20 protein-coding genes are annotated in these 23,486 nt (G+C 67.9%); 11 read left to right on the forward strand and 9 right to left on the reverse strand.

What is annotated here, in order from left to right; genetic code table 11:
- Nucleotides 1-11 precede the first annotated feature (11 nt).
- The 5 genes from IE198_RS14210 to IE198_RS14230 all read right to left on the reverse strand — a co-directional run bounded on the left by IE198_RS14210 (nt 12) and on the right by IE198_RS14230 (nt 5,710).
- Nucleotides 12-2,867 (reverse strand): hypothetical protein, encoded by a 2,856-nt coding sequence (locus IE198_RS14210; protein ID WP_189886388.1) that lies wholly within the window; start codon nt 2,865-2,867, stop codon nt 12-14.
- A complete protein-coding gene (locus tag IE198_RS14215) occupies nt 2,864-3,307 on the reverse strand; it encodes a DUF6507 family protein (RefSeq protein WP_189886390.1) in 444 nt (147 codons plus the stop codon). The genes IE198_RS14210 and IE198_RS14215 overlap by 4 nt, the downstream gene beginning before the upstream one ends.
- 95 nt (nt 3,308-3,402) lie before the next feature.
- Nucleotides 3,403-3,717, reverse strand: coding sequence for a pore-forming ESAT-6 family protein (locus IE198_RS14220; RefSeq protein WP_100107548.1), 315 nt, complete (start codon nt 3,715-3,717; stop codon nt 3,403-3,405).
- 47 nt (nt 3,718-3,764) lie between these two features.
- Nucleotides 3,765-4,100, reverse strand: a complete 336-nt coding sequence (locus IE198_RS14225) for a hypothetical protein (RefSeq protein ID WP_189886393.1) — start codon at nt 4,098-4,100, stop codon at nt 3,765-3,767.
- Nucleotides 4,101-4,273: 173 nt separating this feature from the next.
- Complete coding sequence (locus IE198_RS14230; RefSeq protein ID WP_189886394.1) at nt 4,274-5,710, reverse strand: DUF6177 family protein; 1,437 nt, start codon at nt 5,708-5,710, stop codon at nt 4,274-4,276.
- Nucleotides 5,711-6,278: 568 nt separating this feature from the next.
- On the opposite strand from IE198_RS14230, the gene IE198_RS14240 reads away from it, so the two are divergent.
- Nucleotides 6,279-7,499: a cytochrome P450 family protein gene (locus tag IE198_RS14240; protein ID WP_189886397.1), complete on the forward strand. Its 1,221-nt coding sequence runs from the start codon at nt 6,279-6,281 to the stop codon at nt 7,497-7,499.
- A 153-nt stretch (nt 7,500-7,652) separates the two neighbouring features.
- On the opposite strand, the gene IE198_RS14245 is transcribed toward IE198_RS14240, so the two are convergent.
- From IE198_RS14245 to IE198_RS14255, 3 genes are read right to left on the reverse strand one after another with little or no spacing between them, the layout of a single operon-like run.
- Entirely contained in the window at nt 7,653-8,468 is an 816-nt protein-coding gene (locus tag IE198_RS14245) for a thioesterase II family protein (protein ID WP_189886399.1), read from the reverse strand.
- Nucleotides 8,465-10,417: a non-ribosomal peptide synthetase gene (locus IE198_RS14250; RefSeq protein ID WP_189886401.1), complete on the reverse strand. Its 1,953-nt coding sequence runs from the start codon at nt 10,415-10,417 to the stop codon at nt 8,465-8,467. Before IE198_RS14250 ends, IE198_RS14245 begins: the two co-directional genes overlap by 4 nt.
- Entirely contained in the window at nt 10,404-12,359 is a 1,956-nt protein-coding gene (locus IE198_RS14255; protein WP_189886403.1) for a cobalamin-dependent protein, read from the reverse strand. Before IE198_RS14255 ends, IE198_RS14250 begins: the two co-directional genes overlap by 14 nt.
- A 1,821-nt stretch (nt 12,360-14,180) precedes the next feature.
- Here IE198_RS14255 and IE198_RS14260 point away from each other — a divergent pair.
- The 9 genes from IE198_RS14260 to IE198_RS14300 all read left to right on the forward strand — a co-directional run bounded on the left by IE198_RS14260 (nt 14,181) and on the right by IE198_RS14300 (nt 21,780).
- Nucleotides 14,181-14,555, forward strand: a complete 375-nt coding sequence (locus IE198_RS14260) for a chorismate mutase (RefSeq protein WP_189886405.1) — start codon at nt 14,181-14,183, stop codon at nt 14,553-14,555.
- Entirely contained in the window at nt 14,552-15,478 is a 927-nt protein-coding gene (locus IE198_RS14265; protein WP_189886407.1) for a menaquinone biosynthesis protein, read from the forward strand. Before IE198_RS14260 ends, IE198_RS14265 begins: the two co-directional genes overlap by 4 nt.
- Nucleotides 15,475-15,768, forward strand: a complete 294-nt coding sequence (locus tag IE198_RS14270; RefSeq protein ID WP_189886409.1) for a Dabb family protein — start codon at nt 15,475-15,477, stop codon at nt 15,766-15,768. The genes IE198_RS14265 and IE198_RS14270 overlap by 4 nt, the downstream gene beginning before the upstream one ends.
- Before the next feature lie 88 nt (nt 15,769-15,856).
- Complete coding sequence (locus tag IE198_RS14275) at nt 15,857-16,273, forward strand: DUF2000 domain-containing protein (RefSeq protein WP_189886411.1); 417 nt, start codon at nt 15,857-15,859, stop codon at nt 16,271-16,273.
- Between the two features lie 200 nt (nt 16,274-16,473).
- Nucleotides 16,474-17,898 (forward strand): phenylacetate--CoA ligase family protein, encoded by a 1,425-nt coding sequence (locus IE198_RS14280; RefSeq protein WP_189886412.1) that lies wholly within the window; start codon nt 16,474-16,476, stop codon nt 17,896-17,898.
- The gene (locus tag IE198_RS14285) at nt 17,895-18,863 is read left to right on the forward strand and encodes a branched-chain amino acid transaminase (protein ID WP_229833921.1); all 969 of its coding nucleotides are present in this window, start codon (nt 17,895-17,897) and stop codon (nt 18,861-18,863) included. The genes IE198_RS14280 and IE198_RS14285 overlap by 4 nt, the downstream gene beginning before the upstream one ends.
- Before the next feature lie 49 nt (nt 18,864-18,912).
- Complete coding sequence (locus IE198_RS14290; RefSeq protein WP_189886414.1) at nt 18,913-19,509, forward strand: prephenate dehydratase domain-containing protein; 597 nt, start codon at nt 18,913-18,915, stop codon at nt 19,507-19,509.
- Between the two features lie 146 nt (nt 19,510-19,655).
- Entirely contained in the window at nt 19,656-20,642 is a 987-nt protein-coding gene (locus IE198_RS14295) for an ornithine cyclodeaminase family protein (RefSeq protein WP_189886416.1), read from the forward strand.
- A 28-nt stretch (nt 20,643-20,670) separates the two neighbouring features.
- Nucleotides 20,671-21,780: a histidinol-phosphate transaminase gene (locus tag IE198_RS14300; RefSeq protein WP_189886418.1), complete on the forward strand. Its 1,110-nt coding sequence runs from the start codon at nt 20,671-20,673 to the stop codon at nt 21,778-21,780.
- A gap of 27 nt (nt 21,781-21,807) precedes the next feature.
- Here IE198_RS14300 and IE198_RS14305 read toward each other — a convergent pair whose 3' ends face one another.
- Nucleotides 21,808-22,260 (reverse strand): Lrp/AsnC family transcriptional regulator, encoded by a 453-nt coding sequence (locus IE198_RS14305; protein ID WP_100107535.1) that lies wholly within the window; start codon nt 22,258-22,260, stop codon nt 21,808-21,810.
- Nucleotides 22,261-22,407: 147 nt separating this feature from the next.
- On the opposite strand from IE198_RS14305, the gene IE198_RS14310 reads away from it, so the two are divergent.
- Nucleotides 22,408-23,436 (forward strand): DMT family transporter, encoded by a 1,029-nt coding sequence (locus IE198_RS14310; RefSeq protein ID WP_189886420.1) that lies wholly within the window; start codon nt 22,408-22,410, stop codon nt 23,434-23,436.
- Nucleotides 23,437-23,486 lie beyond the last annotated feature (50 nt).

A 23,486-nucleotide genomic window follows, 5' to 3' on the forward strand; every position in this document is an offset into this window, starting at 1 on the left:
CGAGCTTCTCCTTAGAAGATTTTCAAGTGCTTGAGCTCAGCTCCAGCATACTTACCGTTGTTTTCGACAGCCTGAACGAGGACGTACCGCAGTGTCTTGTCCTTGATGGCCGCTCGGATCTCTTTGGCGTACCTGGCATCGTTCGGTGAAGTGACGGCTCGCTCGTCCATGTCGGCCAGGATCGTGCGGATGTACTCAATGGTTCCCTGTTTCACCATCGTGCCGCTGTCTTGCGCACCGTTGCCCTGGCGCCACTCGAGCGTCCCGTTGGGGCCCTTTGCCTCCACAATGATGAGGTTGCCGTCCTTGTCGCGCCAAAGCTGGTCGAACCTCTTGGAGCCGTTGGGGGTGTCGGGGAGGTCGGTGATCTCCCTGGCCCCTTCGAATTCCTTCTGCCGGAGCATGTGCCGGCGTGCAGCCTCCTCACCGAGGGCCTCGCCGAGCTTGCTGTTGTTGGAGGCTCCTTCGCCGACCGTCTTGTTGAAATGCTCCTGCGCGTCGGCGAGCATCTTCGCGCTCTCGTGAGTCGGGTTGGCTTTGTAAGCCCTGTCCGCTGCGGCGAGGTCCATGCCTGCCACGCGGTTGGCCGAAACCTCGTCGAGGTGATTGAGGTTATCTGGGGTAACCGTGTCCCGTCCCCTGTTCATGGGGTTTACGTCGTACCGTTCCGGGTTCGCGTAAGGCAGGTCGTCAGCCGCCATCCAACCGCCGCCCGGCTTCTCGACGAGCTTAGGCAGGAGCTGTCCGTCGACCATTTCTTCGGCACTGTTGCGCTTGCCAGGCCCCCACTTGTCGTAGTGCTGCGAGCGCCAGACAGGATCCTCGTTGGCCAGCCGGATGTGCTCGCGGGTGATCGCCGCTCGTTCTGAGGGCGTCCGCTCGCCGGCGGGCTTCTCGCGGGCAGCCTCGTACTCCGCACGGTGTGTCGCATCGTCAGCCCTGCGGGCCGCATCGTCCAGGCCGCTCGGGTGAACGCTGCTCGCCGACGGGGGATCGAATTGGCTGCCGCCGGGAGTCACCGCGTTGCCGGAGCCGCTAGTGCCGTTGTCCGCAGCACTGCCGCCCGGGACGTCGCGGCCGCCGCTGCCCGTGGACGGGGTGTCGGCGTGGCCGCCGGCACCGCCCGTGGGTGTGTTGTCGCCCGCGCGGCCCGTGCCGCCGCCCACCCCGTTGTCCAGGTTGTTCGTTGGCATGTTGTCGCCCGCCCCGCCGCCCGGCGTGCGGTCCGGGAACGTGCCCGGGGCGTTGTCGCCGAGGCGTAAGCCGTCGTCGCCCGCGCCCACCAGGGCCGGCTGCCGAACGGGCGGTGCGGTCGGCGAGACGTCCGCGCCGTTGGCCGGGGTGGTGGCCTTGGGCGCGTCGTCGGCGTGCTGGAGCAGGGAGCCGTCCCTGGCGAGCAGATGGCCCTCGGGCGAGAAGAAGCCCGTGCCTGCCGGGGCCGTACCGGGCGGCAGTGCCGTTGCGCCCCCAGGGACCTTGATCGTGCCCTCGGGCACCGCCACCGAGCCGGCCGGGACCTCCCCGCGCCTCGGGAGCTGGACCATTCCGTCGCCCAGGTCCACCGCGCCCGGCGGGATGGGAGTGCCCTCCGCGAGCAGGACGCTGCGCTTGGGGACGGCGAACGCACCCTCCGGAATGGCCGCGCCTTCCGGCAGGTGGAGCGTGCCGTCGGGGAGCTTGTACGCGCCCGGCGGCAGGGTGATGGCGCCCTCGGGCAGCGGCGGGACCTTGATCTTGCCCATGTCCTTGAGCCCGACCATCACGTCGCCGAGCTTGGTCAGGCCCGCGCCCGCGCCCTTGAAGACGTAGGTCATCGGGTCGACTACGCGGCTCACCTTGCCGGCGACCGCCAGCGCCCTGGCCGCCGCGCCGGCCTTGCCCGCCGTCGACGCCGCGCCGCCCGCACCGCCGGTGAAGACGGTCGTCACCACGTTGAACGTGACCGCCCCGGCCGCCCGGCCCGGATGGGCGTCCCAGTCGTCCCAGGCCAGCAGCGCCTTGCCGGTCTCCTTGATCGCGACACGCGACTCGCGCAACCGAGGAGGGAGCTCGTCCTCCGGCGTCGTCCAATAGGGAGAGTCGATGCCGAAGATGATGGTGAATCCCAGGCCCTCGCCGAGCGTTGCGAGGCCGCTCCACGCTTCGCCTGCCGCGTCCCAGCCGTTGAAGCCGGCCAGCGTGCCCAGGCCCACGACCGTGGCCCACACGCCGTCCACGACGAAGCCCGTCACGAAGTCGGCGGCGTGCTCCCACACCTGCCAGCCCGGTGTGGACTCCTCCACCGCGTCGCCCCACGGCAGGCTCTTGGCCTGCTTGAGGGCCTCGGCGTCGTAGCCGTACATGCCCCCCTTGCCGGAGCCGTCGTCCGTCTTCAGAGGCGGGCCGCCGACGAGGGCGACGATCTTGTCGTAGCACGCCGTCTCCGCGGCCTGGAACGCGGTCCACACCTCGGCGACCTTGTTACGGCGTTCCAGGTTCTCGTCGATCAGATCGCCGTCCTCGCGCCACTCGTCGTCGTCCGCGACCTTGGCGCGAAAAGCCGCTGCTTCCGCTCGCAGTTCGTCGAGCTGTTTGGCCAGCGGCTGGGCATCCTGGGCGTAGGTCCGCAGCGCGCCGGCGATCACCGACAGATCGGAACCGATTTGCTGAGCCGTGGACTTGACCGGCTCGGTGACCGCGAAGAGCTGTTCCGCCTCGGGAGCCTCGTAGTACGCCCGCAGTCCACCGAATGTCGTGTGGACGTCACCGGCGGCGGTGGGAATCTTCGTACTCGCGCCGGACAGCGCCTTCACTCGCAGGTCCAGTTCGCACCAGCTGCCGGTGAAATGAGGTATCTCGTACGGGTCGACCGGATTGTTGTCGCTCACCGCTGGTTCCCCCCGGTGTCACGCATCAGCAGGTCCAGCCGCACCTGACGGGCCGCGTCCTGGGCTTCCTCGGCCGCGGCCAGGTCACCCTCGACGTACTCGCCGGTGGCCTTCGCCGCGCCCAGGACAGCCGCTTGGATACGATCGGCCATCGCCTTCAGCGCAGGCGACCGCCCTTCCGCGTACTGGGAGAGCGCCGCGGCAACCGGGCCCACGGCCTTCTGGTGAGCCATCAGTGGAGACGGCCGCGGTCCCGGCGCCAACGGACCCACGCGAGTCGGATAGACCGCCGAACCCGGCACCGCGGTGCCCGCGGCCTGCGCAGCCGCAGCCAGGTCCGCGATCATCGCACTCAGTACCTTCTCCAGGCTCCCGGCCCGTGCGCCGGTGAGCTGCAACTGGCCTTGTACACCCTGCGGTTCGATGTCCCACGCCGTCATGAAAGCCCCCTGCCGAATCCGGACTGGCACTGCCGCCACGCGCCACACACCCCGCCGGATCGTTTCTCCGGCGGGGCGGGCGTGTACGAGGTGTCTCAGCCGATGCCGTCGACCGCTGCCTTCGCCCGAGCCAGCGTCTGCTGCGCGGTCGCGTCGTTCTTCTCCAGCGTCGTCTTCAGCAGCCGGATGATGTTCCGCACCTCCTCCGAGGTGCTGTACCAGCGCAGTTCCTTGCCGTGGTACTCATCGGCCACGCCATCGGCCGCGAAGTCCTTCATCGCGTTCTTCACCTGGGCGTCACGCGCCGCTATGACCAGCTCCAGACGTGCGATCACCGCCTGGATGTTGCCCTGCGCCTCGTTCGACGCACCCGTGTCGTACGACCGACGGTCGCTGCCTGCACCCGCCATCACAATCACTCCCCGTAAGTTCCGGCCACCGCCGCCACGTCACTAGGTCAGCTACGACCCGAGAACCGCGCCGCGTCGAAGTTCGCCGCAGACATCTGCGTCCTCGCGTTCTCGTCCTGCTCCTGATCGCCGGAGCCGAAGGCCGCGTCCATCCCCGACTGCCCGCCGAGGATCGCCGCCAGCGAGGCGTTCAGATCTGCCGTGATCTCGTCCGCACGGGACTTGAACAGGTCGAACGCCGCCTTGCCCGCCCCGTTGAACCTGCCCTCCAGCGGCGCTGCCGCCTGGATCAGCTGACGGATCAACAGTCCCAGGTCCCGGCTCGAGCCGTGCGACTGCGACGTCAGGGTCGACAGGGTCTGCGCGCCCATGTCGAACTTCATCGAACTCCCCCGTTCGTTCAGATGGACGTACGAAGCTCATGCCTACCAACCCAGGCGTCACGGAAGCAATCAACATTAGTGACACTCCGAGCAGGAGTCGACAATGTCACACCAGGACCGTCCAATACCGGTCGCTGACCCGGGCGTTGGCGGAATCCCGCTCTCCGTGCCTCCTACACGCCCTGGAGATGGCTGACCAGTCGCTCGAAGTCCCGCCACCCCGACAGATCGGACGGATCCCCCGGCAGGGAGTAGTACAGGGCCGGCCGTGCCTTCGGCCCGAGCTGCACCGGCGGCACGGACAGCGGCGTACGACGGGCGCGATCACCAGGGATCCGGCGAACCTCCTCCGCGCCGAGCACGAAGGCCACCGGGACGCCAGGTCCCTCGAAACGGGGTGGCACCGCCAGATCGCGGCGGGCTTTGCGCAGTTGAACAAGCAGCGACTGGAGGTTGTGGCGCGTTGCGAGCAACTCGGACGCACCCGGAAGGGCGTCCAACGGAGGCGCCTCGCCGGTCCCGTAGCCGAACGCCAGCGTCACCTCCTCCTCGACGCCCGCCTTGGTGCGGCTGATGCGGACCGTCGCCAGGCCGGGCCGGTCCGGGCTGCCGACGACCACGGCCCAGGTCGGGCGAGGCGACCGCTCGTAGGCGACGTCGGTGAGCCGGCGCGGTGACCAGGGGACGCCGGCGGGCTCCGCGGTGCCCCACCCGGCGGGGGGTTCGCCGGTGAGCTCGCGCCAGACCGCCTCCACGGCTCCGCCGAGCACCAGACGCTCGTCCGCCGGGTGGATCGTCCTGAAGGTGAGGGCCAGTTGGCGCTCACCGGCGTCCACTGTCTCCTTGAAGGCGGCGGCCACCGGGGTACGGGCGGTGTCGGCGTTCCCGTCGGAGGCCAGGACCGCGTCGACCGGTGCGAACATGCCGTTCTGCCAGCGCAGTACCGCCCCGGACCGGCCGTCGTAGTACCCGTCCCGCTCGTCCTGCACCACCCAGCGCGACGGGTGTCCCGGCAGGGCGTTGCGCACGGCGGGGGAGAGCGTGGTACCCGCGGGACTGACGATCTGCAGGCCGAGATCCGCCTTTGCCGCGGCCCGGAACGCGTCGGACAGCCAGGCCGTCATGGCGACCACCGGACGGTCCTGGATCACGACGGCGACCTTGTCGGTCAGGACATCGACCGCCGGCTGTGCCGCCGCCGGGGCCGGCACGGCACTCGCCGCACTCGCCCCGTCGCCCTCCACGACCGCGAGCGACCGGGCGAGCTCAGGGGGCCAGGCCGAGCCTCCGAGGAGTGAGGTCAGCCGGGCCGCGAAGGTGCCCGCGAGCCGTTCGGCCTCCTGGACGCCCGTGGTGGCGCGGGCCTCCGTCCACCAGTACGGAACGGGCGGCGCCGTGGCTCCCAGCAGCCGCTCGGCCTCTCCGGCGACCTCGATGAGCATCGGAGTCTCCACGGAGACGAGCGGTCGCCCTTGCGGGTCGCAGAGTTGCACCACGGCACCGTCTCCCTCCGTGCCCACCAGTTTGTCGGGGCCTCCGGAAAGCAGGCCGGCGAGCACGCTCGAAGGGTCGGGCATGCGATCGGTGAGGGCGATGACGTCCTTGGTCATGTGGTCGTCCGGCTCCTGGTCATGGTGGGGTCGTCCTGTCGGGCGTCGTTCGTGCACCGCGCGGGGCCGCTCTGTCCGACGTGGGTCCGGTGAACGCCTCCGCCGTGGCCATGCCCCGGTCGTTGCTGCTGAACAGCGCTCGCAGATCCCGTCCCGCCACGCCATACCCCCGCTGGGTGATCGAGCGGCCCCAACCTACGTCCTCCGGCGGGTCCTTCGGAGGCAGCACCCCCTGACTGGTCGGCGCGGCCCAGCGCGGCTGCCGTCACCAGCCGGGCCGGCAACAGCCCGTTCCGCTGCTGTATCCGGCCCGTTTTCGCCAGCACCTCGTCCACAAGCAACTGGGTGCGCGCGTGCGTCGGCATCCCGACCGCGACCCGGCCCGACAGTCACCAAATGACCTCAGCGGAACTCCCCTTGGCACCAACAACGACCGGAAAGCCCCCAATTACCGCATTGAGTTGAGCGGCATTGCTGACAGCGCCACTCCGCGACGCCGGGCACTCATGCGGGCTGCACGCCATCGGGGTTGCTGGTGGCCAAACTCGTTATTGGATAAGCTGACGGCATGGTGGATACAGGGGGGGAACTGCCACTCGCGACCGAGCGGCTGGACGATTTATTCTTTCAGGATCCCCAGGGCTTGTTCGCGCGGCTGCGCTCGTCCGCGCCGGTGACTCCGGTCATCACGCCCGAGGGCATCCGGGTTTGGCTCGTCACCCGGTACGAGGACGTGCGCGCCGCGCTGGCCGACCCCCGGTTGGCCAAGGACTGGGTGACGCACATGACACCCGATGATTTCGACATCAACGTGGACCCCGTGCAGGCGTATCTCGACCAGCACATGCTCAACCTCGATCCGCCCGACCACACCCGGCTGCGACGCCTGGTGGTGAAGGCGTTCACTCCACGCCGGGTGGCCGCCTTGCGGCCGCGGATCTCGGCCGTCACCGGCGAGTTGCTGGACGCGATGGCGGACGGCCCCGCCGAGACGGACCTTATCGAGGCGTTCGCCTTCCCGCTGTCGGTGACCGTGATCTGCGAGCTGATCGGCATCCCGGTCGACGACCGGGAGTCGTTCCGCGAGTGGTCGGGGACGCTGCTGTCCTCGCGGGGGACGCGCGAGGAGTCCCGCGCGGCTGCCGTCGAGATGTACGAATACTTCACGCACATGGTCGCGGAGCGCCGGCAGTCACCGGCAGACGACCTGCTCTCGGCGCTGATCGCGGCCCGTGACTCGGGCGACTCGCTGTCGGAGCACGAGTTGCTCTCGATGGTGTTCCTGCTGCTCGTCGCCGGGCACGAGACGATGGTGAACCTGATTGCCAGCGGGGTGCTGGCGCTGCTGACTCATCCGGCCGAGCTGCGGCGGCTGCGGGACAATCCTTCGCTGTTGCCTTCGGCGGTCGAGGAACTGCTGCGGTACGCGAACCCGCTGAACCACGCGACCGAACGATTCACGCTTGAGCCGGTGACCATCGGCGACGCCATCATCCCCGCGAAAGAATGGGTCATGCTCGCGACGTCGTCGGCGAACCGGGATGCGTCACGGTTCGCCGACGCCGACCGGCTGGACGTGGGCCGGGACGCGTCGGGCCACGTGGGGTTCGGGCACGGGATCCATTACTGCCTCGGCGCGCCACTGGCGCGGCTGGAGGGCGAGATCGCGTTCGGGATGCTGCTGTCCCGGTTGCCCGGGCTGACGCTGGCGGTGCCGGAGTCGTCGCTGCGGTGGCGGCCCTCCAGCCTCATCCACGGTCTGGAGGTCCTCCCCGTCCGACTGCGCTGACCCGTGCCCCTTCCGGGATGCCGCCGGAGGCGCCCCGCGCAGCCTGACCAACCCGGCTCAACCCTCGAAGTCACCGCCCCGAAGGGTCGCCGGCTCGCAATACCTGGGGACGGCTGATACCCGGAACGTGCCGGGTATCAGCCAGAGTTGGCGTCAAGCCCTTGTGCGGTGATCGTATTGCTCCGCATCTGCCGGCACCGGGCTGGACTCCCGTAGCCGCTCCTCAAGGACCGCGGCCACATCGTCAGGCGCAGCATGGTGGTAGAAGTGGCCGCCGTCGAATACCGCGAGATGGAAGTCGGCTGATGTCAGGCTTCCCCATGCGCTGAGCATGTCCAGGCTGACGCCAGGATCGTGGCGACCGCCCATCGCCGTGATCGGCACCTGAAGTGGACCCCGGTGCGGGATATACGTCTCCCAGACTTCGAGGTCCGCGCGGAACAAGGGAAGCAGTAGCTGCACCAGCTCCGGCTGGGCGAGTACCTCCGGTGAAGTCCCTTCCAGCTTCGTGATGACCGCCAGAAGCTCGTCGTCCGGCAGGTCGTGAAGCCGCGGGCCTGCAGGCGGCAGATGCGGCGCGCCCAGCCCTGAGACGAACAGATGTCTCGGAGGCTTGCCGAGCGCGGACAGTACATGTGCCAGTTCATAGCAGAGCAGAGCGCCCATGCTGTGCCCGAACAAGGCGAAGTCTCTCCCTGCGCGGCCGGCCAAGGGCCCTCTCAATTCGGCGACGAGCTCTGAAGCCGAATGGAGCGCCGGCTCCCTATGGCGGTTTTCCCGTCCCGGCAACTGCACGGGTATCGCCTCGATGCCCGGGGCCAGCATTACAGGCCAGTCCCGATAGGCCGACGCGCCTGCCCCAGCATGGGGCAGGCAGAACAACTGGATCGCCTCCGCGTCCAGTGCCGGCGGAGGAGTGGCTTCCGCCCGGCAGGGAGGGAACCACGACACATCGGGCGTCCTCGTCATGGGCGCCCTGCCTCGGGCTGGACGGCCGGATCAGGCTCAGCAAAGCCCGAGGTTTCTGCGGCGGCGCCCTCGGTCCGCTGCCGGATGTACTCGGCAACGCCGCGCGCCGTCGGGTCCTCGAAGAACTCTGCCAGCGTCATATTGACACCGAAGCGCCTGTCAACCTGGGTCAGCAGTCGTATCGCAAGCATTGACTGCCCGCCGCCGTCGAAGAAGTTCTCCTCACGACCGAAGCTCGGCACGTCCAGCAGTCGCGCGATGATGGCGGCGATCTCGTCGTCGAGCACGTCGGCGTCCGCCGGGAGGAGGTCATCATCTGCTGGAGGCGATGAGATGACCGGGGACGGCAGCTGCGCCCGGTCGATCTTCATGTTGGCGTTCTTCGGCAGTTCGGGGAGGCCGATCAAACGTGACGGAACCATGTAGTCAGGCAGCCGTTCACGCAGGAACGCTACAAGGTCACCTGTTTCCGGGGATGCTTCGCCTGCGCCCACGTAGTAACTGACGAGTGTCCTGTCTCCAGATTGGGTGTCGGTGTCAGCAACCGTCACCGCCTCGCTGACCCCAGAATGCTGCAGCAGCGTCGCGTCGACCTCATTCATTTCGACCCGGAATCCCCGGATCTTGACTTGGAAGTCGGCACGGCCAAGGAAATCCAGCGAGCCGTCCGGCAACTGGCACACCAGATCTCCTGTCGCGTACATGTGCTTGCCTGCTTCTGCCGCGAAGGGGTCAGGAATGAACCTCTCGGTCGTCAGGTCCGAACGACCGAGATAACCGCGCGCGACGCCATCACCACCGATGTACAGCTGGCCGGGCACCCCGGCCGGCTGAGGCCGCAGCATGTCGTCGAGCACGTAGCAGGTCGCGTTCGAGATGGGGCGACCGATCGGCACCCTCAACTGGCCCTCGGGCACGGGCGTGACGTGGTGGGCAGTGGCGAGCGTCGTGCATTCGGCGGGGCCGTAACCGTTTATCAGCGTGCAACCCGGCAGCGCCGCGACGGAGTTGGCTTGGCGGACCGCCATTACGTCACCGCCGACCAGAACCTGAGAGACCGTGGCAAACGTCGAAGGGTCGTCCGCCGCAAGCTGATTGAAAAGCGGCGTCGCCATCACCACGGTGTCAATACGACGCTCTCGCAGAGCGGTTGCCAGCCGACCCGGCGAGAGTATTGTGTCCCGGTCGAATCCAACCAGTTCTCCCCCATTGAGCAACGCCCCCCACACCTCGACGGTGGCGGCATCAAAGGCCGCGTTCGAGATCTGCGCCACCCGGTCGCCCGGCTCGAACTTGAGGTAATCAGTGTTCCGCGTGCGCGCCACCACGTTGCGGTGCGTTACACAGATACCCTTCGGCGTGCCGGACGAGCCCGACGTGTACACCACATAGGCAAGATCTTCAGGGCCGGCGCCCCCGTCCGTCCGGACGTCGTAAGTGGCGCCGTCTCGCACAGCGTCCCCCAGGTGCCCGGCGACCGTGATCACAGGGATCCCAAGACCGCTTGGATCATCTCCGCCGGCTTCCGTCAACAGCGCCACGGGCTTGGATTCCTCCAAGATCGTGCGCATCCGGCCGGCAGGGTGGGCTGGATCCAGTGCCAGATAGGCGCCACCGGCCTTGACCGTGGCAAGCATGCCCACAATGACGCTGAGACTCCGGTCGGCGCGGATCGCGACCAACCGGTCAGGCTGCACGCCGAGTTCCCGCAGTCGGGAGGCCAGAGAGTTGGTCACCCTGTCGAGCTGCCGGTAGGTCAACGTAACGGGACCATATGTCACGGCGGGCGCGTCGGGACGGCGTTCGACGTGCTCTGCGAACAGATCGCTCAGCGAGCTGTCCCGCGGATAACCGGTATGCATCCGGCTCGACGACATGAGGCGATCACGATCCGACGGAGCGAGAGGCGCTGTGTCGATCTCCTCGATCCCCGTATTAGATTGCGACATGGGGGGCCAGTCCTTTCTCGTCAGATGATTCACTAACCAGCCGGTCTGCTCCGCGTGGCGAGGCCGGTTGCCAGAACGGCATGATGTTCCCGACCTTCTCAATCATTCCATGACAGTAGGAGCCGCTGTGGTCACGGCTCTGCGTCGGCATGAATGGATATTGCAGCCGTTTGTGCTCAACCGTGAATACACCATCCGCCGGCGTCGTCTGGATCTGGACCGAATCGGCCAGATCCGCCATGTATTCTTCTGGGACCCGGACTGTATAGCTGCGTGGACCGCGGTCGAGGAAGTGGAGCGCATGGAAGCCTTCAGGGTGCACGTCCATGGGCGTATTGCTGTACATGTAGGGACGGTTCAGAAGGTCGATCTCGAACAAGGCCCGCACCTTGTCGTCTCCCCACCAGTCCTGGCCCTGCACGAAGCGTCGCACGTGATCGTTGAAAAGCTCCCTGTGCTCGTGCACCACGGAATGAATGAAAAGACCGTAGTTATTCACGTCGTAATAGTCCGCATCTCGGACAGAGCGTTCCATGTACGCGAGAATGGGGTCATCCTCCCCTTGCCGGCGCAAGAATTCAGCGAAGGCGGAGAAGATGTCCTGGTATTGAATCCCCGACTGCTTCACCAGGTAGCGGCTCACCGTCCGGAGGCTGCGCGTATTATGCAGAGCATGGAAGGCATAGAAATAATACATGCCCTCGATGAAGTCCTCTTCGGAAGCCTCTTTCGTGCCAATGACAACCCGGGCTTCTGCGGCTCCCCCTCCGGCCGGCCGGCTCACTATCCCCATTTTCTCTGAATTGTGATATATGGGGGTGTTGTTGAGGAGCAGGTGAGGGTACGCGATCACTGTTTGCGCCTCGTTCTCGCACAGCGTGCCAATGCCGCGCTTGAAAGAATCGAGGGTTTCCCCCGGCAATGGCCAGATGAGTTCGACGTAGGAGCTGATCTGCTTTTCGCGCAGATCTTCCTGGATCTCCGCGAAGGCGCTCAGCTTGATGTTCGAACGAGAGATCAGATCGAGGCTGCTCGGCTCGAGGGTCTGCAGCGACACCGGCTGCGACGCGATGAGGTTTGCGTCCTGGAAGATGCCGGTGATTTTTGTGACCGCATGCGGCTTGTTCTTCGCCGCGGAGAAGTAGACGACGTTCGGCGCCCCATGGTCGCCTGCGCAATTTGTGATGTGCTGAGAGATGTCAACATCCCGGCTCAGCATTCCCCAATTCGCGTCGGCGATGAAGAGGAAAAGTATCTCGTTCTTGGCTATCCACTTGATTTCGTCACGGACCCGTTGCTCGTCGAAACGGTGCACCCGGTCGTTCGTGGCGGCACCCCAGAAGCAGAACCCGCAGTGGTAGGGGCAACCGCGGTTCGTCTCCAATATGGCGATGCTGTAATCGGAGTCGAAGATTCCGGTCAGGAATGGCGAGGGTACGTCGTCCAGGTTGCTGATCCTCGGCTGTTTCGGGGTCGTCACCAATTCCCCGTCACAGTAGAAGCTGAGTCCGTTGACCTCGTGGAAGCCCGAACCGGAGTCGGTCAGCGCGAGAAGGTACTGCGTGAAGGTGATCTCCCCTTCTCCGTTGCAGATAACAGTCCGTTCATCGGTCTTGCTCAGGTAACGACCGGCCTGCGACATCACCTGAGGGCCGCCAAGGATGATCTGCGCATGCGGCCTTGCTTGCCTGATGGCATCGACGGCAGCCTTCACCAGGCCCATGTTCCAGACATAGCAGCTGAAGGCGTACACATCGGCAGTTGATCGGACCAGGTCCCGGATGACATCGGCCCGGGGGGTCTTGGCGACGGTTGTATACCGCTCGAACCGGTACTCGCTGCGAACCACCGAATCCGTCATGGCATAAGCCTGAAGGTAACCGGAGGCCAGCGGGGTCATCCGCTCGAAAACGGACAGTTCAACGAGCAGGACCTTCTTCATTCGCTCGCCTTTCAGGACGTGAGAAGCACTCGACGAGTGGCGCCGCCTCGACCCCGGTGTGAACGACCAACGTCGCTCCGGCGCCGAGTGGAAGCACGGCGCAGGCTCGAAGCAGCGAGATGGGGTGCCGGAGGATCAGCAGTTCCACAAAGCATGGTCATCAGCGGATGGGTCCCCACGATGATGAATGGGGCGGCGGCAGTGGAGAGTTGAACGCCGGAGTTCTCGAGGATGAAGTAGGCAGTGACGCCCAGCAGTCCGCTCAGGTGGAGCACCCGGCGCCGGCGGTCATCCGGCCGCGTGACGCGACCGGAGGGAGGCGGACCATCACGAAGAGCGCAGCAGCTGCCATGGTGAATCGGATCGCGCCGGTGGTCAGCGGCCCAACGTCTGCGAGGGCCGGCCCTGGTAGCCGCGTACGAGCTGCTTCAGAGCAACCCGGCCAGGACCACGGAAGTAATCGCCACGAGCTTGGGACCCCGTTGACCGAGTACGCGTCACCTCCATCAGTTGACGAGTAATGGATCATTGACCGAAGCATGACCGGCGTATCGAGCCGTAGGTTAGCGGATGGATGGCCTGTTGACTAAGATGGCGAACTTAGTTCGGTAGATGAGGGTAGAAGCGTTTCATGGATGAACTTAATTCGCTGCCGGTACGGCTTCTGCGGGAAGATGGTCGGCGGGCCAACCGTGACTTTGCCCGGTAGTGCAGATCACGCCATCCACCCGCCTGGGGCGGTTGCGCCTGCCACGCGCGCGGCGTGATCCAGGGCCTCACGCCGAGGCCGACCTCCCCGCGCCCGGTCGGCGCCTGCAAGCGGTGATCGCCATCCCGGGTCCGGCCCCCGACCCGCCGGGCCCTCGAGCAGTTCACGCCTTCGTGGCCGCGCTGCCGGAGTTCATCGGTAGGCCGGGCACCTCATACTCGGGCGCGCCGGCCATTCTTCGCCGCGTGGCGCCACGAACGGCCCTTGAACCTGCGGGACTTGTCCTGATGACAACGCTGATGGCGGCACTCTTCGCAGCGTCAAGCAGACAGAAGGGCGCCGCGGTGGAAGTCTGCGCGGCCGCGTCTGCGCCATCGGCGACCAGGGCAGCCGGCTGCGGCTCCCGGGCAGCGGGTGCTTGCCCGGGAGGCATGCCGAGTCGCTGTTCAAATCTTCGCCCCACCCGACCCGACCGCCGGGCCTGCAGGCCACCCGTGGTCAGCCACACGCGCACCGAAACGGCCGGCCAGCGACTCCGACGGACCGTCATGGACGTCTGGGCAGTGCGTCGTGGCATCCGTCGCCGACGGCGGGGCGGTGTTCGACCACGGCATCGGGGGCGGCGACCCGCTCCAGGTTCGTGCCCTCGTGCCCGCCTGCGCTCCGGGCCTGCGTCCCGAAGGCCGGCGCTGCGAACATGGCGGGGCTTACGGAACGGCGAACCCGAGGACGGCGGCTTCGAGGAGTTCCAGGAGCCCTGAACCGGACGCACCTCGACTCGGCGTTCTCTGCCTCCGGTTCGGCAACGCGCGCTTCGAGCCGCTCGATCGCCGCAGCTTGCTGGGCAACCACCCGCGCGAGTCGCCGTACGACAGCCGGCGCTCGCCCGGACGCACGAACGATCAAGCCACGGTCGCACAAGGGCATGAGCAGTCACATCTGAACGACACTTCCTGCATCTTTGGCTGAAACATTGGCCCGCATTGGCTGAATGCAGGCCGGTGTTGACCGAATGTAAGACATGTCACGCCGCTTCTGTCTCATGATCCAAGACAAGGGGCTGTGAGCTCTTGTGGAAGCGAGTGAGGGCGTGGATAACATTCTGGCAACCAATGAATCGCAGACAACCGAAGGAGTTGTGGTTCGTGGCGCAGCAAAGTACGGGGGATTTAACGGCGAAGGCCGTGGAAATTGATGCGCACGCCGCCATCGAAATCGACCGACAAGAGATCGACACGCTCGACTCGAAGATTATCGAGCTGATTCAGAGCCGTCACCGGGTCTCCTTCCGGATCCAGCAGCGCCGTCAGGGCGAGGGCGGTCCACGCACCGTTCTGGCACGCGAGATGGTCGTCATCGACCGCTACCGTCAGGCGCTCGGCCCCGAGGGCACCACGCTGGTGACGGACATCCTGCGACTGTGCCGGGGCCCGGCCCCGGAGTCCGCCGCATCCACCGAGTCCGACCACGGCGAGCCGACTCCGTGACCGCAGTCCACGCCACCTCCCGACCGCCGGCCGCTTCCCGTCGTTCCACCTCCGCTTCTCCGCCCCCCTCGCTGAGGCTGGGAGACATCTCCTACCTCAACTGTGCCCCGCTGCGCTGGGGCCTGGCGTACAGCGGCGCCTGCGAAGAGTTCGACATGGTGTCCGGGCCGCCGGAGTGGCTGGCAGAGGAACTGCTGGCGGGACGCCTGGACGCCGGCCCGGTCAGTCTCGTCCGGTATCTGCGGCACGCCGACGCCTGGGAGCTACTGCCCGGTGGCGTCGCGGTCGGCAGCGACGGACCGGTGCACTCCTGCCACCTCGTCTCCCGCGCCCCTCTCGAGCGCCTCGACGGGGCCGTGGTCGTTCTGTCGGAGGCCAGCCGCACCACGGCCCTGCTGGCGCGGATGCTGCTGGAGGACGCCGTAGGCGTACGCCCGCGGTACCGCTCTGCTCCGCAGAACCTGGACGACATGCTGGCCGCTGCGGACGCCGCCGTCCTGATCGGGGACGAGGCGCTGCGGCTGCGCGCCCGGCCTCCGGCCGGCCTGCGGGTGCAGGACACCGGCGCGCTCTGGCGCAGCTGGACGGGCCTGCCCATGGTCTTCGCCGTCTGGGTGGTGCGGCGCGAGGTCGCGCGCGAGCACCCCGAGCGGGTACGGGCCGTGGCCGCGGCGCTCGCCGACGCGGCTGAGCGAGCCCGCGCGCACCCCGAGGCGGTGGCCACCGCGGCAGCCGCCGAGTCGGCCCGTAGCCCGGGCGGACGCCTGTCCGAGCAGGTGCTCCTCGACTACTACCGAGTGCTCGACTACTCCCTCGGTGACCGGCAGCTCGCCGCTGTACGCGAGTTCGCGCGGCGCGCCGCCGCCCGTGGCGAAGTCCCCGAGGACGCAACCCTTCCCCCCGTGCCAGGAGGACGCTTGTGATCCGCCACTACGTGCTCTTCAAGTTCAAGCCCGGCGTCTCGTGGGACGACGCCAGAGCCCAGCAGGCCGAGCAGATCGCGGGCAAGGTGGGCGGCGAGGTGCCGGAACTCCGCGAGTGGACCGTCGGCCGTAACATATCCACCCGGCCGATCGCTTACGACTTCATCGTCGTCGGTCTACTGGACGACATGGAGGCCGTGGAGCGCTATTTGGTGCACCCCTTCCATCAGGAGGCCATCAGCGCCTGGCGGGAGATCAGCGACTGGGTGATCGCGGATGTCGAAGAATGAGCACCGGATGAACCTTCGAGGAACTCCGTTGGCCATTCCATGAACGGCGTCTGAAGTTCTGTACGAGTACAAGAAATGGGGAAAACCCGTGGGGTACCAGTTCGAGAAGTGTGCCATTGTCGTGGACAAGGAGCTTCCCGCAGGGTTGGCGATGAACACCGTCGCCGCGCTCGCCCTGTCGGTCGGGAAGTTCGTCGACGGCATCGTCGGCGACGACGTGAAGGACGCCGACGGCCGGCTGCACACGGGTATCACCTCGATCCCACTGCCCGTCCTGAAGGCCGACGCCGGGGAGCTGCGCGAAGTCGCGCTCCGGGCGGTGGACGCGAGCGATGTCTTCGTCGTCGACTTCACCTCGGTGGCCCAATCGTCGCGGTCGTACGACGAGTACACGCGCCGGACCGCCGAGATCCCCACCGGCGAACTCCCCTACATCGGCATGGCACTGTGCGGCAGCAGGAAGGCCGTGGACAAGATCACCGGGAGCCTGCCGCTGTACCGCTGACGCGGGCCGCGGCAGCCCGTCCGCCGACCCGAGTCCGACCCACCTGACACTGCCGACCGACCGGCTGGGGCCGACCCGCCCGCGACCCCGGCCGGTCTGTCGTCCCTGCCCGAAACCGGCCACGGTCCCCCACGTGACCAGCGCAATCACCTCACACCGGATCACCGTCTTTCGCACAAGAACGATCAGCAGGGGAAGGCATGTTCACAGTTTTCGACGAGAAACTCGCCCACACCGCCCGTGAGATACGCGACCGGCACCGCTCCTACGCGGCCGGTCGGTGGACCGATGAAGAACTGGCCACCCACCAGCTCGAAGCGCTACGCACCACCGTGGAGTACGTCAAGAAGCACTCCCCGTTCTACGCCCGTCACTTGGCTGACGTGGACCCGCAGTCGATCGCCTCGCTCGCGTCCGATCAGCTCGCCACCCTGCCGTTCACCACCAAGGACCACCTGCGGCAGGAGTTCGCCGACGTCCTGTCCCTGCCGATGCACAAGGCGTGGATCTTCTACGAGACCACCGGCACCACCGGCCGCAGCACCCCGTGCCCGCGCGACAACACAGACTCACTGCACAACAACACCGCGCTGACCGTGTACTACGACACGATCTTCCGGCAGTACGGCGACGAGCAGATCATCGGCGTCTCCGGCCCGACCGAGCTGCACGCCTTCAGCGACACCTTCGGCGAGGTGTGCCGCAACCTCGGCCACGCCGTGGCCAAGATGTGGCCGCACTCCCCGATGGTCGGCTTCGACCGTGCCCTGGAGACCCTGCAGGTACTGCCCGCCACCGGGCTGTTCAGTACACCCGGCATGGCCCTCGCCCTCGCCAAGAAGGCCCGCGCCGCCGGCCTCGACCCGAGGCGCGACTTCCGCATCGACGTCATCATGTGCACCGGCGAACTCGCCTCGCCCAGCCTGCTGGAGAACATCGGCGAGGTCTGGGGCGCTCGCGTCTACAACGCCCTGTACGCCTCCCAGGAAGCATCCGTGATGGGCGCGGCCGGCGCCGACGGCGGCCTGTACACGGCCCCGCTGCTCAACCTGTACGAGGTCATCGACCCGGACACCGGGCACGCCGTCGCCCCGGGCGACGACGGCGTTCGCACCGGCGAGTTGGTCGTCACCTCCCTCTACCAGGGCAGCAAGCCTCTCGTGCGCTACCGCACGGGCGACCTCGTCCGGCTCCGCCCGCCCGCCGTCGGCCGCACCCTGCCCGCGCCCACCCTCGAAGTCCTCGGCCGTACCCGCGACACCCTGCTCATCGGCGGCCACCGAATCAGCGGCTACGACCTCGAAGAGCTGCTGCTCACCCATCCGCGCGGCTACCTGGACTACCAGATCGTCATCGACGCCGTGGACGGCCGGGACGAGTTGACGCTGCGCCTGCAACTCCCGGACGACCGCGACGGCCTACGCCTCGACGAGGGCGAGATCATCCGCGCCGTCGACGACCGGCTCGGGGTACCGCTCCGCTTCGAGTACGGCCCCCTCGGCAGCGTCACCACCACCGGCGCCATGGTCAGCTGGAAGGCCGCCCGTGTGGAGGACCGCCGACTGACCGTCCCCGACGAGGAGCAGGCCGCCGCGCTCTCCGTGGCCGGCGGGAGGGCCCAGTGACCGCCACCCAGGGCGGCTCTCCCGCGCAGGCATCCCCGGTCGTGGCGCAAGTCGCGTATCACGACGGGGAGTTCATGCCACTGGAGCGGGCCCTGCTACCCGTCACCACGCAGGCCCTGCAGTACGGCACCGGAGTCTTCGAAGGCATCCGGGCCTACGCCCAGGACGACGGCAGCCTCGCTATCTTCCGCGCCCACGACCACTACCGCCGCCTGCTGCGCAGCTCCCGCACCCTGCGCATCGACCCCGGCCGCTCCGTCGAGGAGCTGTGCGAGCTCACCGCCGAACTGCTGCGGCGGATCGGCACGACCGAGGACACGTACATCCGGCCGCTGGCCTACAAGCGGGCCCTGCTGCCCGGCCAGAAACCGGGCGTCAGCCTCTCGGGCGTCTCCGACGCGCTGTCCTTGAACGCCTTCCGGATGGGCTCCTACACCGACCCGGCCGGCATCCGCTGCACCATCAGCTCCTGGCGCCGGCCCACCTCCGACACGCTGCCGGTGCGCGCCAAGGTCACCGGCGGGTACGTCAACAACGCGCTCGCCGTGGACGAAGCCCGCGCAGCCGGATGCGACGACGCGATCCTGCTCAACAGCCGGGGGCAGGTCGCCGAGGCCAGCACATCCAACGTATTCGCCGTCATCGGCGGGCGGCTGGTGACTCCGCCGGTCACCGCCGATCTGCTGGAGGGCATCACCCGCGACACCGTGGTGACGCTCGCGGCGGACCTGCTGCAGACGGAGACCGACTTCCGCGACATGGGCCGTGACGAACTCGCCGGCGCGGAGGAGGTCTTCCTCACCGGCACCGGCACCGAGATCGTCCCGGTCACCGAACTCGCCGGCCGCCCCGTCGCCGAGGGCACCCCCGGCTCGCTCACCACTGCCCTGATGCGCGCCTACCAGGACGTCGTCCGCGGCAGGGAACCGAACTACCGCCACTGGCTCCACCACGTTCACGCGTGACCCGAAAGACAGCTCCGGCACGGCCGCACAGCTCCCAGGGGGGAACAGCATGACTACTGAGGCACCTGGCTGGATAGACACGTCACTCACCAACGGTCCGCCCATCGACACCATCGGCACACTCGGTCCCGCCGGCACGAGCAGTGAGCAGGCCGCCTTATATCTGTGGGCCGACCGGGGCCGGGACACGCCCCCGGACATCCGGCTGTACGACACCTACGAGCAGGCCGCCGACGCCCTGCGTGAACGTGACGTGAGCCATCTCGTGATCGCCAACGCGTACGCGGGCGTGCACAGCTTCTACATGGACCCGAAGCTTCGCTTCGCCGGCGCGTTCCTCTTCGACACCCCGCACTACGGCATTGCCGTCGCCCCCGGGCACCCCATCCCGAAGCGGCCCCGCATCGCCACCCACCCCGCGCCGGTCGCCCTCGTCGGGGAACTGCTGCCCGAGGAGTACACGGTGGAGGAAATCCTCTACGCGACCTCCACCAGCGCCGCCGCCGGCCAGGCCCGCCGCCGTGAGACGGATCTGGCCCTGACGACCCAGCCCGCGGCCAAGGCCAACGAACTGGAGTTCATCTCCCGGACCCGCCCGATCCGCATGCTCTGGTCGGTGTTCACGCTGGTCGGTCCGACGGCCTGATCCGTCCGGGGTTCAGGGGGTGCCGTACGCGATCGACGCGGTGTCGCACGCACTGAGGACCACGGTCCTGCCGTACGGGCCGGTCCCTCCGTACGGCACCCCCTCCCCGGTCTCCCACGAACGCCGAGGAAGGAAAACGCCCACCCATGCTCTTGATCGACCGTGCCACGGTGCGCCGGGTCTACCCCATGGAGCGCGCCACAGACGTCATGGCCGAGGCCATGCGCCGCTACAGCTCGGGCCTCGTGGACCAGCCGCTGCGCACGATCCTGCGCCCGGAGCGCGACAGCGGGCTGCTCGGCACCATGCCGGGCTTCGTGGCCGGTGAGGAACTGGCCGGATACGGGCTGAAGGCCATGGTGCTCAAGCCGGAGAACCCGGCGCGCGGCCTGGACCTGCACATCGGGATCGTCATGGTCTTCGACCCTGAGACCGGTGCCCCGCTCGCCCTCATGGACGCGGGCGCCGTGACGGCCGTACGGACAGCCGCGGTCTCCGCGGTGGCGACCGACACGCTGGCCCGACCTGATGCCGGGGACCTCGCGATCCTCGGCTCCGGGGTGCAGGCCCGCAGCCATCTGGAGGCCATGGCCGTGGTCCGCAAGCTCCGCCGGGTACGGGTGTGGAGCCGTACCCCGGCCAACGCCGAGGACTACCGCCGCTGGGCCGCGCAGGAACTGGGCATCGAGGTCGAGGTCGTGGGCAGCCCGGCCGCCGCCCTGGCCGGAGCCGACCTCGTGTGCACCACGACCGCCACCAGGGAGCCCCTCGTCGAAGCCGATGACCTCGCCCCGGGTGTCCACCTCAACGCCGCCGGTGCCTCCTTCGTCGATCACCGCGAGCTGTCCGCGCAGGCGGTGGTACAGGCGGCGTTCTTCGTGGACAGCCGCCAGTCGGCGCTCGCCGAGTCCGGGGACCTGAAGGCGCCCCTGGACGCCGGACTGGTCGGTCCCGGCCACATCCTCGCCGAGCTGGGCGAAGTGCTGCTCGGCCGCCATCCGGGCCGCCGCAACGAGCAGGAGATCACCGTCTACAAGTCGCTCGGGCTCGGTGTGCAGGACATCATGTCCGGTTTCGCGATCGCCGAGGCTGCCGCCGCCCAGGGGCTCGGCCAAACCTGGGACCTGGACTGACAAGGCCCGAGAGGAAGCAGAACCCATCATGAGCACGACGAGCGCAACGAGCACGACAAGCGTCCCGAGCACCCCCGCCCCCCGCGCGGTGCTCGCCGACATCCCGGCCTATGTGCCCAAGCCCCCGGCCCCGCCCGCCGAAGGTCCCTCCCACCGGCTGTTCCTCAACGAGAACCCGTACCCGCCACTGCCCTCCGTCCGGAAGACCATCGCCCAGGCGGCGGCGCAGACCAACTACTACCCGACCATCCACCCCGAGCGGCTGACGGACGCCCTCGCCCGGCGGCTGGGCGTCCCGCCCGGGCACCTCGTCACCGGCCCCGGCTCGGTCGGCATCTACCAGCAGATCGGCCAGGCCGTGCTGGAGCCGGGCGACGAAGTCGTCTACGCCTGGCCGTCGTTCGAGGCGTATCCGATCGTGGCGCGGATGGCGGGGGCCGTCCCGGTGGAGGTGCCGCTCGTCGACGGCGTCCACGACCTGGAGGCCATGGCCTCCGCCATCACCCCCAGGACCAAGGCCGTCTTCCTGTGCGAGCCCAACAACCCCACCGGCACGGCCGTCGGCTCCGCCGAACTCGAGCGGTTCCTGGACCGGGTGCCCGGCCATGTCCTGATCGTCCTGGACGAGGCGTACTTCGAGTTCTACCGCTCGCCGAACGCTCCCGACGGCGTCGAGTTGCACCACGACCGGCCCAACCTGCTGGCGTTGCGCACCTTTTCGAAGGCGTACGGGCTGGCCGGGCTGCGCGTCGGTTACGGCGTCGCCCAGCCCGCGATCGCCGAGGCACTACGCAAGTGCGCAGTGCCGTGCGGCGTGGGCCGCCTCGCCGAGGAGGCCGCGCTGACCGCGCTGCGCGTGGAGGCGGAACTCTTCGAGCGGGTGGAACGGATCGTCGCGGAGCGGGAACGGACCCGCGAGGCGCTCCTCGGACTCGGCTGGGAAGTGCTGCCCAGCGCGACCAACTTCCTGTGGCTGCCTACGGGCGAGGCCTCGGAGTCGGTGGCGGAGGAGTGGGAGCGGCGCGGTCTGCTGGTCCGGGCCTTCCCGGGCAGCGGTCTGCGGGTGACCGTGGGCAGCCCCGAGGCGAACGACCTGCTGATCACGGCGGCGAAGGAGATCGCACCACCGGCCCGGTGAGCCGCCCGCGACAGGCCCGCACCGGCGTCACGCCGGACCGATGACCTTCTTGCGCATGTGCCCGTAGACCACCGACGTCCGTACGTCGGCGAGTTCCGGCCGCTTCGTCAGTTTGTCCAGGACCACCGCGTGCAGGTGGTCGGTGTCGCGGACGGCGACGTGCACCAGGAAGTCGTCGTTTCCGGTGAGGACGAAGATCGAGATCACCTCGGGCATCCGCTCCAGGAAGGCCTGGAAGGCCTCGATCGCGGCACGTGTCGGCGGGCGGATCCGTACGGCGATCACGGCCTGCAGCCCGCGGCCGATCGCCGTGAGGTCGGCCTCCGCGTGAAATCCCGTCAGGACGCCGCTCTGGCGCAGCGACCGGATCCGCTCCAGACAGGTGGACGGGGCGATACCGAGTGCCTGGGCCATGTCCCGGTTGGTGCGCCGACCGTCCTCCTGGAGCATCCGCACCAACGCCGAATCTAGTTCGTCCACGCTTGCCTCACCACGCCGAATTCCGAAGGTTATTCGGATTATAAGCATCATTGTCGATGATCTTGTTAGCCTCCTCCCTAGTTGGCTGACGTTCGTTCGGTCACGGTGTGTCCGGTGGCAATGGGTAGGGGAGAGGGGCGACTTCAGGTGCGTGAACGAGGACCCACGGTCTGGGCAGTGTGTGCGGTCGTGGCAGCCGCGCTGTTCTGGAGCAGTTCGTACGCGGTGACCAAGCAGGTACTGGAGGACGTCGGCCCGCTCAGCATCGGCGCCATCAGGTTCACCCTCGCGGCGTTACTCCTTGGCGTGATGGTACGGCTGAGCCGACATCGCTCGGCCCGGCCGGACACGCGGCAGCGGCGGCTGCTCTACCTGAGCGGATTCCTCGGCATCACCGTGTACTTCATCCTGGAGAACATCGGCGTCGATCTGTCCACGGCCTCCGACGCGTCGCTGATCGTGGCCACGTACCCGCTGATGACGATGTTGGTGGAACTGTTCGTCTTCCGTACCCGGATGCCGCTGCTGCGGGTGACGGGCGTCCTGCTGGCCACCGTCGGCGCCTTCCTCGTCGTACGCAACGGCGCCGAGGTCGGCGGCAGTTCGCGCTGGCTGGGGGACATCCTGCTGCTGCTCGGCGGGGTGGCGTGGGCGGGCTACAACGTGCTCGGCAAGCGCGCGAGCGCCGGCCAGGACGTTGTGAGCGTCACCTACTACCAGACCCTGGCGGGAGCGGCCGGCTTCCTGCTCGCGTCCCTGCTGGAGGCCGACGACTGGCGGATGCCCGACGCGACCGCCTCGTCGCTGTTGGTCTACCTGGCCGTGGCGTGCTCGGTCGGCGGCTTCCTGCTGTACAACTACGGCCTGCGCAGGATGGCGTCGAGCGTGGCGGTGAACATCCTCAACCTGGTCCCGGTCTTCGGCGTCATCGGCGCCGTCGTGATCAACGGGGAGTCGATCCGGCTGGCCCAGGCGACGGGCGGCGTCATCATCATCGTCGGGGTGGCGCTGGGCATGATCGAGCGCGGGCAGGGAGCTGCGGCCAAGCCGGACCCAGGGGAGAACAAGCCTCCCGGGACCGCGACCGTACAGACTGCGGCAGAGGCCGGGCCCGCGCCGGACGAGCCCGAAGCCGCTGTACCGGTCGCCCATGGAGTGATCGACCGAGCCCGGTAGTGCGGTCGGCTCCCGCATGAAGGGCCGTGTCCCTCAGCCCGCAGCAGGGG

It is taken from the genome of Streptomyces xantholiticus, assembly GCF_014651015.1.
In the GTDB taxonomy this organism is placed as follows: Bacteria; Actinomycetota; Actinomycetes; order Streptomycetales; family Streptomycetaceae; genus Streptomyces; species Streptomyces xantholiticus.